12 protein-coding genes are annotated in these 12459 nt (G+C 64.8%); 2 read left to right on the top strand and 10 right to left on the bottom strand.

Going from position 1 to position 12459, the window contains the following annotated elements; all coding sequences use genetic code 11:
- Positions 1 to 31 precede the first annotated feature (31 nt).
- From A4R44_RS42685 to A4R44_RS42655, 8 genes are all read right to left on the bottom strand, one after another.
- Positions 32 to 589, bottom strand: a complete 558-nt coding sequence (locus A4R44_RS42685; RefSeq protein ID WP_232792047.1) for an aldo/keto reductase — start codon at positions 587 to 589, stop codon at positions 32 to 34.
- A gap of 97 nt (positions 590 to 686) precedes the next feature.
- A complete protein-coding gene (locus tag A4R44_RS42680) occupies positions 687 to 1142 on the bottom strand; it encodes an exonuclease domain-containing protein (protein WP_232792046.1) in 456 nt (151 codons plus the stop codon).
- Complete coding sequence (locus A4R44_RS42675; RefSeq protein ID WP_067594675.1) at positions 1139 to 2293, bottom strand: radical SAM protein; 1155 nt, start codon at positions 2291 to 2293, stop codon at positions 1139 to 1141. Before A4R44_RS42675 ends, A4R44_RS42680 begins: the two co-directional genes overlap by 4 nt.
- A gap of 115 nt (positions 2294 to 2408) precedes the next feature.
- Positions 2409 to 3278, bottom strand: a complete 870-nt coding sequence (locus tag A4R44_RS42670) for a helix-turn-helix transcriptional regulator (RefSeq protein ID WP_067594672.1) — start codon at positions 3276 to 3278, stop codon at positions 2409 to 2411.
- Positions 3259 to 3789, bottom strand: a complete 531-nt coding sequence (locus A4R44_RS42665; RefSeq protein ID WP_369806070.1) for a DUF6879 family protein — start codon at positions 3787 to 3789, stop codon at positions 3259 to 3261. The genes A4R44_RS42670 and A4R44_RS42665 overlap by 20 nt, the downstream gene beginning before the upstream one ends.
- 5 nt (positions 3790 to 3794) lie before the next feature.
- The gene (locus A4R44_RS42660; protein ID WP_232792044.1) at positions 3795 to 4103 is read right to left on the bottom strand and encodes a hypothetical protein; all 309 of its coding nucleotides are present in this window, start codon (positions 4101 to 4103) and stop codon (positions 3795 to 3797) included.
- Positions 4104 to 5130: 1027 nt separating this feature from the next.
- Positions 5131 to 5313 carry a hypothetical protein gene (locus A4R44_RS48695; protein ID WP_157905157.1) on the bottom strand — a complete coding sequence of 61 codons (183 nt, stop codon included), beginning with the start codon at positions 5311 to 5313 and terminating at the stop codon, positions 5131 to 5133.
- A 59-nt stretch (positions 5314 to 5372) separates the two neighbouring features.
- Complete coding sequence (locus A4R44_RS42655) at positions 5373 to 8501, bottom strand: RHS repeat-associated core domain-containing protein (protein ID WP_067594666.1); 3129 nt, start codon at positions 8499 to 8501, stop codon at positions 5373 to 5375.
- A gap of 485 nt (positions 8502 to 8986) precedes the next feature.
- On the opposite strand from A4R44_RS42655, the gene A4R44_RS42650 reads away from it, so the two are divergent.
- Complete coding sequence (locus A4R44_RS42650; protein WP_157905156.1) at positions 8987 to 9349, top strand: hypothetical protein; 363 nt, start codon at positions 8987 to 8989, stop codon at positions 9347 to 9349.
- A gap of 342 nt (positions 9350 to 9691) precedes the next feature.
- Here the strand turns inward: A4R44_RS42650 and A4R44_RS42645 are convergent, their stop codons facing one another.
- Together A4R44_RS42645 and A4R44_RS42640 are read right to left on the bottom strand one after the other, a co-directional pair.
- A complete protein-coding gene (locus A4R44_RS42645) occupies positions 9692 to 10873 on the bottom strand; it encodes an HNH endonuclease family protein (protein ID WP_157905155.1) in 1182 nt (393 codons plus the stop codon).
- Entirely contained in the window at positions 10825 to 11355 is a 531-nt protein-coding gene (locus A4R44_RS42640) for a DUF262 domain-containing protein (protein ID WP_095213976.1), read from the bottom strand. Before A4R44_RS42640 ends, A4R44_RS42645 begins: the two co-directional genes overlap by 49 nt.
- Before the next feature lie 136 nt (positions 11356 to 11491).
- Between A4R44_RS42640 and A4R44_RS42635 the strand changes: the two genes are divergently transcribed.
- Positions 11492 to 12211, top strand: a complete 720-nt coding sequence (locus A4R44_RS42635) for a group II intron maturase-specific domain-containing protein (RefSeq protein ID WP_067594654.1) — start codon at positions 11492 to 11494, stop codon at positions 12209 to 12211.
- Positions 12212 to 12459: the final 248 nt, after the last annotated feature.

Here is a 12459-nt window from a genome sequence, read left to right as displayed (position 1 = left end):
CCGGCAAGACCAAGAAAACGGACACCAAAGGTTAAAACTTAAGCTCAGACACCCGGTCAGATACGTTGTACTTGTTCTGTACGGCCGCGACGTCAACTAGCGTTCTGGCCTCGCCGATCTCATCGAGGTCCACTTTGGACAGTCCGATGTGGCGGATCTTCCCTTCGTCCTGCATGTCCCGCAGTACGCCGAGTTGGTCTTCCAACGGAACGGCGGGGTCGTTGCGGTGTAGGTAGTACAGCTCGATCCGTTCGAGCTGGAGTCGTCTGAGGCTCATCTCAACGCACTGCCGCAAGTACTCCGGTCGGCCGCACGGTGTCCACCGGTTGGGACCTTGGCGAGTGAAGCCGCCTTTAGTGGCGATGACCAAGCCCTCGGGGTAGGGGCGCAACGCTTTTCGGATGTACTTCTCGGCAGTGAACGGGCCGTAGGCATCGGCGGTGTCAATGTGGGTCACGCCTGAGTCGACAGCATCGCGGAGCACCTGCATAGCCCGTTCCGGGTCGTCCGGGACGGACCAGTGCCCAGGGCCGGTGAGCTGCATAGTGCCGAAGCCGATGCGGTCCAAGCTAGAAAAGAGCATCTTCATCTGCCTTCTTGGGAGGTTGGCCGCGAAGTTCTTCGAGGCTCCGCCGGCCTGCGATGTGAACGAACAGCCTTGCTGTCACGATGGCGTCGTAGGCAGCTCAGTGCGGTTGGTCGAGATGGCCCAGGCTGTCGCCGAGGCCGAACTCCTCGACCAGCGAGCTGAGCTTGTATGTCGGCAGTCCGGGCAGGAGACGACGCGCCAGCTTGAGCGTGTCGAACACCTCGGGGCACTCCCAGTCGTCCAGCTTGCGCTTAAGCACGTCGACATCAACGTGAGCGTTGTGCGCGATGAGGACGTCGGCTTCCAGCGCGCGGAGGACGTGCGCCTTGACGTCCGCGAAGGTGTCGTTGTGCTCGACGTCGTGATTGCTGATGCCGTGAATCCGGTGAGCAAACGGGGTGATCGGCTGGTCGGGCCGAACCAGCCACTCGTCCGACTCCCCGATAACGCCGTCCACGATCGGCACTGCGGCCAGCTCCACCACGTCGGGCGGCTGGTGCCCGTTGCCCTCAAGGTCTACGACGACGTACTTGAGGCTCTTCCACTCAGTCATTTGGCAGCTGCTTCCTTCCATCCGATGTCCGCGCGACCATGCCGGTTGGCGTGGTGCGGGTGACGGACGTCGTGTACCTGGAAGCCGAGTGCGTGCTGAAGGAAGTACCGCGGTTGCTCGACCGCCAGGCCGGACACGACGGCCGCACGTTCACTGATGTCTACGACCTTGAGCGCGTCCGCTTCGGGCAACACGCGGGCCACTTGGTGTATGTCCTCATCCGTCGGGATGCGGTGAGCGCCTGCGCACAGCTCCAGCTGTGAGAGCGGGCAGATGTCGCACAGCTCTCGGATGCCGTAGTGACCGTTGTAGTCCGGCAGGCCATGCGCGTACGACACGGCACAGGAAGTCTTGCGGAACAACGCAGACGAGTTCGAGAAGGTATCGAGAACGCGCTGTTCCAACGTCTCCGGAACGATCTTCCGGCGGGCGGTGTCCTCGTACGGCTCGGGAATGCCGTTTGCCTTGTAGTAGCCGGCAATCTGATCCCGGTAGAACAGGCCGGTGAAGACGGTGGCGTCGGCGTGCTTGCTCAGCTCGTGCGCGGCGGCCAGGTGCTCGTCAGTGTCATTGAGGCCAGGCACCAAAGGACGCCAGTAAAGGACAGTCCGGTACTTCCGCAGTGCCGGGGCGCTCATGAGCTTCAAGGACTCGGCGGCCACGACTGAGGGGTAAGGCTCTACCCGCCTGTCGTCGATGCCCGAGTACGTGAAGAGCAACGTCACCTTGAGATGGCGCAGCTGGTTCAGCCGGTCAATGTCGTACGGCTTGAGCTGGTGCCTCGTGATGACGAGTACGTGGTTGGTCAGCTCGCGCTCGTCCAAGTCTTCGAGCACGGCGAAGGTGTGCGGCCGAACCTTCGGCAAGAACGGCTCGGTCGCCCGGTTGAACAGCTGAACCGGCGTGACGTGCGGCTGGAAGTAGCGGTGGTTCACCAGCTCCTCGACGGCCTCGACGTCCGACATGAGCGCTACCGGCTGGTTCTCGTCCCACAAGCCGTAGGTGTGCCGGATGCAGTAGGCGCACCCCAGCGAACAGCCCTGGATGTGGTTGAGGCTCAAGCCGCTCTTGCGGTACTCCACCACCTCACGGGCGCGTTCCGGCAGGCGCTCAATTCGGGCGGCATTCAGCAGCGGTACAGATGTTGGCACGGCGCTTCTCCCTGGTCAGCGGGGTGTGCCAGGAGAGTAGGCGTGTCGTTACACCGAGCGAAAGAAAGTTGCTCGGGTTTTCTCGAAAAAGTTCGCGCGGGTCGAGACGACGAAATCACGCGCCAGATTCGTCGGCCTCAGCAGCCAGTTCCTCCATGACGCGCCCGATGATCGTCCGGGCCGCCGCACCGTAGCTGGCCACGGCGGCGTGGTGCTCGAAGATCGAGGCGTACAGCTCAAGCTCGTGCGGCTGCTTGAGATTCAATTCGGCCGAGTACGACTCGAAGCGCACGAGGAAGTCGTCCAGCATCATGAAGCCGTGGCGCGGGTCGGTGGCGTACTGCGTCTTGAAGCCGATGACGCCGAGCTTGACGTTGCGCATCGTCGAGATCGCCATCAGGCGGTCAAGCTGGCCGATCATCACCTCAGGAGGGACGAGCCGGTAGTGCAGCGCGGCTTCCGTGATGACGAAGTAAAAGCGCTTGTCCGGCATGTAGAGCATTTCTTGGCGCTGCATGCGGGCGCGCACGGCGTCGTTGATGTCGTTGGGCACCTTGTGCACCATGACGACCTGGGCAAAGCGGGAGCGCGCGTACTCGGGCGTCTGGAGCAGACCGGGGATGACGGTGTTCTCAAAGCTCCGGTAGAACTTGGTTCGCTCGTCCATCTGGGACAGCGTGAGCTGGTGGGACTTCATACCCGCCTTGAGTACCCGTTGCCATTCCGCGTGCTGCGTCTCCAGGTTGTGGAGCGTCGCTAGCAGGCTCTCGGCCTGGTCCTCGGCACCGGTGGCACCGGTCCACCTGCGGATATCGTCGTCCGTCGGCGTCTGCTTGCCGTTCTCGATCTTGGAGACTTTAGAGCCCGGCCATGACAACGACTCCGCGAGCTGTTTGCCGGATAGCTTGGCGGCCACCCGTAGCTCGCGGAGTCGTTTGCCTAGCGCATTGCGCGCCTCATCGACGCTAGTTGTCCCGCTGGTCATGCTTGGCGGCGAACTCATCTCTGCTCATGGCGTGGTGACGCGCGGCGTCACGCCAGTAGTTGTGCTGGACGATAGCTTCGGCGTCCTCGATAACCTCCGCGCCGACGAAGCGGTCCTCTTCGCCGAAGTGCATACGCACCAGCTTGCGGGAATCGAACAGCCAGTAGTCGTGGTCGGGGAGGCCGAACTGTTCGGCAACGTCACGGTGAAGGTAGCGGATGTCTTCTCCGGCCTCGGTGGTGAACCGGGCCGCCAACAACCCAAACCGGCTGTAGTCCGACAGTGGAAGGCTGACGACTCGAACCCGTGCGAACCGCCGGCCTTTCGCGGTGGCCTGCCGAATCATGCTGAACCAGCTTTCGGCCCACGACAGGTCAACCGGCTCGCCCGCGCGGAATCGGCGAAACGACTCGACCTCGCGCGGCGCGTTGTAGTTCTCCCGTACCTCCAAGCGGAAGGCTGTGTGCTCGAAAGTCGTGAAGAGCTGGCCGAACTCCGGACCGGGTTCGATGAAGGTCAGTTGTCCGCCCCGTTCTCCTGCGCGTAGCGACGAGCGTAGAACTTCAGCACGTCTTCCGGGATTTCGATCAGCGTCTCATGGTCGGGCACCGGGCCGACGTCGGCGAGCACCTGCGGGTCGGTGAACTTCCACCCCTGAGCGATGTAGGTGATGCGGTCGGTCCGGTCCGTGGCGAACAGCGTGGGCGACTCGCCCTCGATGGACTCGGGGTCTTTTCCAAGAAGCTCGGCGCGCGCAGGTGCTCCTTGCTCGAAGTTGGAGAAATCTGCGCAACCATGGTGACGGGCGCGGATAGGACCGGTCAAGGGTGCGGCACCGAAGACGCGCGGGGGACGTCTGACGTGTGGGGACCCTCAAGGAGCAGCTTGTACCGGCACGGTGGGTGCGACTGGGGACTTGGGTCGAGATCCGGCGGCACGGTCGCGACGCCGAGCCCCGAAAGTTCGATTGAACAGGCCTCACGATTTCTTCAGGAGGCAGTCCAGCCCAGCGGGCCGGGTGGCTATCCTTCCCTCGGTCTCGCGCCGTTTGTGGGAACGAACGTGGGAAGAGGGCGGAAAAATGCGGCTTTGGACGGCGGCGTGCGACTGGTCGCGACTAGTTGACACGGGAAACGACCAGGTGAGAGGCGCTTTCGCACAAACCGCCAGGTCAGCACGCAGCGGTACGTTTAAGGCATCTTCCCGTCCTCGGGCGGCGTCCCGGCGAGAATGACCTGCATCCGGTCGGCACGCTGGGTGCTGCTGGGCCCGATGTGCACGGTGACGGCGAGCCACGGCGGAGTCGCGGCGGGCGAGGGTCGCGCTGTCGGGATGTTCTGACGACGGCGCGGCCGAGCGGCATCCCCGTCGCATCGCCTTCCTCGCGGGAAATCCCGCAACCGTGGACCTGGAACGCACGTCGACAGTCCACACAGGACATACGTGGGCACTCGACGTCTGTCGGGACGATCCCGGTATCGTCCACCGTGACAGTTGATCGTGCGGACGGAGGGCGGTCCGCGACGCGGGCCGACGACCCGTGCTTTGCGCAGCGGTGGACGATCGCTCGCACCGTCAACTCAGCTGAAACGCCGCTGCCACAACCGATCGGAAGGAGTATGGCGATGGGCAAGTTTCACTGGCCGCGTACCGCAAGCAATGGCTTTCACCGGGTGGACATCGATGTTGAACGACTCTCAACGACCGGGGAGCGCCGACCCGCCGCCCTCGCCCATCGCGTACGTCTGGCAGAGACCGGAGGGAACGGTGAAGGTCAGCGGGTTCTCCGGCGCGTAGCAGTTGGCGGCTCCGGTCGCCGTCGACGAGCGCGTCGACGGCGAGGAATAAGGAATCAGTTCTTGATCCTGTTTTTCACGTAGTGAGCAGCAAACGCCGCGCACGCCGCTGCCAGTCCAATGGTGATGTACGGAAACAGGCTGAAATCTGAAAAAATGATGTTCAAAACTATGCTTGCAGTCAGCAAAAATGCCAAGATCGCCACTGCCAGCGCCGGACCGCTTGGCGAATCTTTCACGAGGCAACTCCTTGCGCCTAGTGCCCGGGCGGGAGCCTGCGCCCCCGCCCGGGCGGTCGTTAACTATTGTATGGCGATCCTAGTTTTGTGGCGAACTTGCCGATCACTCCGCCGATCAGGCCCGTTGCCGCACCTTTGCCGCAACCTTCGAGCAGGTTTTGCCGGTCGATCGAGGCGCTGGCCAACCCTCCGACGCATCCGCCGATCACGCCGCCCGCGATGGGGCCGACAGGGCTGACAGACAGGATTGCGCCTACGGTGACGCCGATCAAACCGCCGAGGACCGTTCCTTTCCAGCTGTCTCCGTTGGGGTCGCTGTGGTTGATGGGGTCGTTGTGGGCGTAGGCGTAGTGGTTGGTTTCTTGTCCGGTGGGGTCGGGGGTGAGGAAGCGGCCCCAGCCGGGGAAGTACCAGCGGTAGCCGAGCAGCATGTCGACACCGTACTGGTAGTGGCCGAGGTAGTGGAACGGGTTGTCGGCGGCGTTGGGTCCGGTGGCGGTGCTGCCGCCGTAGGGGTCGTAGCGGTAGGTCGCCGCGACGGTCCCGGTGGTGGAGATCAGGGCGACGACGCTGCCCTGGTAGTCGGTGACCACGTTGTACCGCGCGCCCGCACCGGTTTTCTCGGTGACGATCGAGCCTTTGGGGTCTCGGGCGAGGCTGGTGCGGGTGCCGTTGTGGACGGCTTGGGTGAGGCCGAGGGCGGTGGTGGTGAACCGGTCGGTGGTGGTTGCGCCGTTGGTGGTGTAGGCGAGCTGGCGGGGCTGGGTTTGGTCGAGGGTGTCGTAGGTGGCGGTGAAGGTGTTGCCGGCGGCGTCGTTGCCGGAGACGAGTTGGCCGGTGTCGCTGTAGTTGTTGGTTTCGGTGGGGTTGGTGGCGCCGGTGAGGTTGCCGGCGGTGTCGTAGGTGCGGGTGCGGCCGTCGTTGACGAGCTGGTCGGCGGCGTTGTAGGTGAAGCTCGCTGCGCCGAGTTTGGTCATGTTGCCGGCGTTGTCGTAGGCGAAGCTGTTCGCACCGGCGGTCTTGAGCTGTTGCAGGGTGTCGTAGGCGTAGCTGGTGGTGCCGGTGGCGTCGGTCTTGGACTGCATCTGGTCGGAGTCGACGCCGCCGGGGCGGGTGTAGCTGTAGCTGGTCTGCAGCAGCTGGGTGCCCGCGGTGTTCTTGACGATCAGGCTGGTTTGGCGGCCGGAGTTGTCGTAGCCGTTGGTCTGGCTGCCCGCGCCGGGCCAGGTGATGCTGGTGCGCCGATCAGCATTGTCGTAACCGAGGCTCGTGTTCTGCCCGAACGGGTCGGTCAGCGAGGTGAGCCGGTTCGCCGCGTCGTAGCCGTAGACCGTCTGGCCGCCGGGGTCGGTGGCGGAGGTGAGGTTTCCGGCGAGGTCGTAGCCGTAGGCGAGGTGCTCGTCAGGGCTGGCGTCGTCGCTGCGCGTGTCGGACAGCAGCTGGCCGCCGGTGTCGTAGCCGAAGACGTGGGCAGCGGTCGCGGTGTCGCGGCGGGTGAGGCTGCCGTTGCTGTCGTAGGCCGCGGCCTGCAGGACGACGCCGTCGCTGTGCTTCGTGACGGACACGACGCGGTCGAGCTTGTCGTAGCCGTAGTCCAGCCGGATCCCGCGCCCGTCGGTCACCGACGCGACGCGGGACAGGGAGTCGTAGGTGTAGCGGGTGGCGCCCAAGGGTGTGGGCGGGCTGACGGTGGTGAGGTTGCCGGCGTTGTCGTAGTCGTAGCGGGTGACGTGCCCGTTGCCGTCGACGCTGGTGGAGACCTGTCCGAAGGGCTGGGTGTAGGTGAGGGTCTGCAGGTCGGCGTTCAGCCCGTCGGAGTGGATCTTCGTGACGTTCCCGGCGTTGTCGTAGCTGCGAGAAAGCTTGTCCCCGGCCGGGTCGGTGACCGTGGTGGGCAGGTGCGGGTGCGCGGCGTCGGTGTAGCCGACGCTGGTCTTCGCGCCGGTCGGCAGTGCGGTGCCGATCAGGTTGTTGAGCGGGTCGTAGCTGTTGGTGGTGTTGTTGTTCAACCCGTCGGTCGCGATCTGGACGTCGCCATTGGCGGTCCAGGACGCTTTCTGCTCGTGACCAAGCGCGTCGGTGGCGGAGGTCTGCCGGCCCTGCGCGTCGTACTTGTAGGTCGCGGAGTGCGCGTTCGGGTCGGTTTCGGTAGTCTGCCCGCTGCCGTAGCCGAACGTCGTCTTCACCTGCCCGGCCTGCCGGGGGAACTTCACTTCGGTGACCCGGTGGGAGGCGTCGTAGGCGAAGCTGTAGACGGTGCCGTTGGGGTCCTGGATCGAGGCGAGGTCACCAGTGCCGGTCCAGGTCAGGTGCATCGAGGCGCCGGAGCGGTCGGTGAAATCGGTCAGCTGGGACGCGTTGTTGTACCGGTAGGTCGCGGCGGCGGTGCCGGTCGGGTCCGTGACCGCCGAGACCAGCCCGTTGGCGTAGCCGAAGGTCGTGACCCGGCCCTGGGTGTCGGTGATCGAGGCGGTGGTGCCGTCAGTGTTGTAGCGCGGGGTCACGGAGTTGCCGTTGCGGTCGGACTCCGAGATCAGCCACCCCGCGGGACTGAACGTCCAGGTTTCGTTGGAGCCGTTGAAGGCCAGCAGGTACTTCCCGCCGGGAGCTTTGGTGAGTTCGGCGTGCACGCCGGGAGCGGGGGTGTAGCCGCCGTCAGGCTTGTGCGCGAAGGTGGCGCAGTAGCCCGAATCGCCGTGCAGCACCACGTCGGTGCCATTGAAGGTCAGGCCGACGTCCTGGCCGTGGCTGAGCGTCCAGCCGGCGCCGAAGCTGCCGCTGCCCGGACGCTGGTTGTTGTACACCTGCGACAGGGACAGGTTCTCGCCGGTGCCTTTGACCGTCAGCTGCCGTTGCGTGACGGTCAGGTTTCCGTCGTGGGTGTTGACCAGCGCTTCCACCCGGTCGGAGATCGTGAACCGCTCCAACGGATACTGAGGAAGCAACCCGGTCTCGTTCGCCCCGCACGCCGACACCGCCGCCGCAGCCGATTCCGGCTTGTAGCCCGGTCGCCAGTTCGCCGCGGGCGGCTCGCCGCCGGTCGGGGTTTTGTTCACTGTGGACGGCGGCGTCCACACGGTCGTCGGCGGCGCGACGGTGCGCGGCGCGGCGGACGCCGCGTGCGGTACGACGACCACCAGCGCCCCCAAGGTCACGGCGGAAACCGCCAACGCAGATCTGTGCCTCATATTCTTCCCCTCGAACGAACTGAGTGCAGCACGAACCGCGCCGGAAACACCCGGACCCGAGGTCTACAGGCCCTGCACGACACCAGACGACGCGGCGGAGCATGATCATGCAGACGGCTACATCGCCGCCGACACTTGCTTCGTGACAGCAACAAGCCCCAAAAGCTCGAAAAGCTTCTGCATACCACCCTGGTGGCCCAACGTCAGTGGACTGGACCTGTCTGGCCGGTGAAACGTCCACGAAGCGAATCGAGACCGACCTGGATGCGGATTTCGCAGTCCGCAGTGGATTTCGTTGCGATTGCTCGCTGAAGTTCCGGCCGCCGATGTGGGCTTCGGAGAGGCTCGGGGTGCCCGCGTCGCCCGCGCTGCCGGCATAGAAATGCTCCTTGAGGCAGAACGAACCGTCGACGCGTAGCCGGTCTGCGGCGAGGGCCGACCCGGACTTGCTCACGAGTCGTGCTCCGGACAGGCTCAGCTTTGCCGTGAATGTGCGCAGCGCTCAGTTCGACTGCGTCGCCAGAGGACGCTTCCACGGTGAAGCCATTATCGAGGTTGACGTTCGCGCCGACAGCGAGGCCGTTCGCGGTGAGCCGCGGCAGAACCGAGCCGCTCAGCGTCAGCCACGGAAGGCGCGCGTCGTCCAGCACCAGATCGTGGTCGAATGCACACCCGACGAGGGCCAGCCCCACCGTGGGACAGACATGTCGGAGGTCGAGCTTGCCTGTGATTCCCGCGCCGACTATGCGAATACCCCGTGGGTCGAGGACTGCGTCTTCGGAGAGCAGCGCCTCGCGGACCGCATCCGCCGGCAGCTGGTGACTCGGCTCCTGGCTGACCCGCAGTGACCCGATGCTGAGCGTGCTGACGCGGAACTCGGCCCCGACGCGGGCGGCTTCGCGGAGCCCTCCCGGCACATCGCTTGGGGAAGGCATGGTCATATAGGGCAGTCGCGGATGTCGGTATGCGGCGTAACGCTTCGTCTGAATAGTGATTGTTTCGATACCGAGGGAACAACGTGCCTCGTCTGCCGGGACACGGGGTTCGCAGGGTTCGACTCGACGCTTGAGCGCACGATCAGGCAGGGGAAGCGTCTGCTTGGCAAAGAGCGGAAAGGGACCGACAGCGGAGAGCAGCGTCTTGTGACGGCGCTGGCAGCGGACGTCTGGCCGTGGTTTTCGGCGTCGGGCCTATCCCGGTGTTGGTCGAGTCCAGATCCGGACGACCCGTTCGGCGAGGGCGCGCGAACGCATGTCGATGTCGTCGTCAGTCCAGCTGAGCTGCTCGTCGTGCATATGCTTGTTGAGCATCAGGACGCTGTGTTCGCCGATGCCGTCTCTTTTGCCTGGTGTCGTCCCATCCCCGAGCCAGGGATTGTTCGACAGCGCGGGGTTCAGCCTGCTGGTGAGCAGCGTGAGGTTTCCGAGTGTCTGGACGCGGCGGTTGGGTTCTTCTCTGAAGGGAGAGTCTTTTTCTCGGCCGTCGCCCCAGTTTCGCTGCCAATTGACAGGCATGAGATGTTCGACGGTCAGGCTGCTGCGGAGGCAGTGCGATTCCTCGGTCTTGGGTGAACGGTAGCTGTCCTCGAGCGCTTCGAGAACCATGCGTCTGCGGCGTCGCGGGATCATGACCGCGTAGAAGCGGATGCGCTGCAGACTGTCGATCACTTCGTCGTCCACCGGCCAGTGCCTGGAATCGCCGGTCTGTTCGGCGAGGAACTGCTCGGTCGCGCTCCCCGCGTCGTCGGCGGCCTGCTTCTTCAGGTGCCGGATGAGCTCGACGACGACCCCGGTGGTATCGGCGAGTGTGACGCGGCACAGCATGCGCCGGACGAGCCAGCTTTCGATGGCGCGAAGGGCGTCGTCTCGGGCTGTTGGCGGGACGGCGGAGCCGGGACGTTGCAGCCAGAGCAGCAGGGGCATGGTCGCGGCGATGTCCATGACCTCGATGACTCGGTAGTGGAACGTGCCCGGCACCGAGTGCGGCGGTTGATCGGCGAGTTGTCGGTAGCAGGTCGCGTCGCTGGTCAGTTCGGCGAGGATGCGGTCGGAGGGCACGAGGTGCGCTCGGCGCATCGTGAGCCAGTAGTTGAGGAAGACGTCGATCCTCGGACGGTTGAGCCGGCCTTGCCGAAGTCCCTCGCGCCAGTATTCGCCCGAGAGGGCGTCCCAGTATTCGCGGTCGAGCTGCGCTGTGTCGACATGCTGTCGCTCGGCGGCCTGGAAGACGGCGTTCTTCACCAGGTCCGCGGCCAGCAGGGGGCTTCCGCGGTCGTTGAGTGCTTCGAAGATAGCTTGGGCGTTGTCGCCGGGTTCAAGATCGATCACCACGAGCTTGAGATGTCGGGCCAGGGTGGTGGTGAGCGCTCGCAACCGGTCAGCGGAGGTGTCCTCCGCACCTTCCCGGGCCCAGTTCCGGATGCGTTCGCGGAGGAAGACGATGGCTTTGCTGACGCTGTGTCGCCGGCGTCGTTGTCTGCGTCGTCGTCCATGGCGTGCTGGAAAGCGGTTCGGTCGGCCAGAATGGGCCAGACCTTCAGCTTCAGCAGTTCGTCGTCCTCGTCGATGATGTGCTCGGGATTGCGGACCAAAGCCTTGAGCAGGGCGGCGTCCCGTGGGCGGCCGTGCTTCTCGGCGACTTGCCGCGCGGCATTGAGCAGGAGTTGCAGCGTGATCAGGCGCTGCTGGCCGTCGATCACGTGCCGGACCTGGATGTAGCCTGACGGATTGGGCTGCTGGTCCAGCACGACCGCACCGAGGAAGTGGGCCGAGACCTGGGCCAGGTTCTGAGTCTCCAGCAGTTCGTCGGCGACGGCACGGATGTCGGCCCACAGCGGTTCCCACTGCTTCTCGATCTCTTACACGTACGGCCGCTGAAAGACGGGGATGACGTACCGAACCTGCGGCTCGAAGAGCTTTTGGGGCGTCAGGGTGTTGGCCTGCACGTGAGTCTCCCTTGCGGCAGCGATCGCGGCTAACATCCAGTCGGCCTTGTCGCCGCTGCTGGCCAACGTCGCGCTGTCTGTGCTCGATGAGCACTACCGCGCTGCATGGGGGTCGGACAACCAGCGTCGGCAACGACGCAAACACGGCCTGCCGAACTGGCGGCTGGTCCGCTACGCCGACGATTTCGTTGTGCTGGTGCACGGCGAGAGAGCGCCCGCCGAGGCGTTGCGCTCGGAAGTCGCCGGGGTGCTGGCCCAGATCGGCCTGCGCCTGTCGGATGCCAAGACGCGGGTCGTGTCCTTTGAGGACGGCTTCGACTTCTTGGGATGGCGCATCCAGCGCCACCGCAAGAAAGGGGCCGACCGGAGTTACGTCTACACCTACCCGTCCGCGAAGGCGCTGGCCTCCGTGGTCGGGAAGATACGGGCGGCAACGCACAAAAACGCGTACAGGCAGCTCAGCACCCTGCTGATCCGGGTCAACCAGATCCTGCGGGGATGGGCCTTCTACTTCAGGCACGGCGTGTCGTTCTCGGTGTTCAGTTACCTGCGGGCCTTCACCTGGCGCAGGATCGCATACTGGATAAAGAAACTGCACAAAGGGCTGTCGTGGAAGAAGCTGCTGCGGCGGGCTTTCACCGGCACCACCAAGCGGGAAATCACCGCAGCCGGGGTGACCTTGTTCGATCCGGCCTCGATACCCATACGTCGGTATCGCTACCGGGGAGCGAAGATCCCCAACCCATGGGCCGCTCATATCGCGTGAGCCAACGGGAAGCTGTGGAGAGCCCGTTGCGTGGAGACGCGCACGGCGGGTTCGGCGGGCAGGTCATGGAAACGTATCGGCAGCAATGCCGACAACGCGCCATGACCTGACGCACCCCGGTAGTGTTCCAGGAAGGCGGCACCGGCTCCTCCGTGAAATACATCGACTCGTTCGACAACCAGGGCTCAGGCTCGACCATCGGGCACCAACTCGCCGGCCTGGACGACGGCGAGAAGGTCACCGTCCTC

Origin of the sequence: Amycolatopsis sp. M39 (genome assembly GCF_001651785.1) — a bacterium.
Classification (GTDB): Bacteria; Actinomycetota; Actinomycetes; order Mycobacteriales; family Pseudonocardiaceae; genus Amycolatopsis; species Amycolatopsis rubida.
Note: the sequence above shows the minus strand (reverse complement) of the source record. Positions and strands in the feature narration are given on the sequence as shown.

Bases quoted from the DNA above. Each gene is read 5' to 3' on its own strand.
- A4R44_RS42685 (WP_232792047.1), bottom strand. From the start codon at position 589: ATGAAGATGCTCTTTTCTAGCTTGGACCGCATCGGCTTCGGCACTATG.
- A4R44_RS42680 (WP_232792046.1), bottom strand. From the start codon at position 1,142: ATGACTGAGTGGAAGAGCCTCAAGTACGTCGTCGTAGACCTTGAGGGC.
- A4R44_RS42670 (WP_067594672.1), bottom strand. From the start codon at position 3,278: ATGACCAGCGGGACAACTAGCGTCGATGAGGCGCGCAATGCGCTAGGC.
- A4R44_RS42655 (WP_067594666.1), bottom strand. From the start codon at position 8,501: ATGAGGCACAGATCTGCGTTGGCGGTTTCCGCCGTGACCTTGGGGGCG.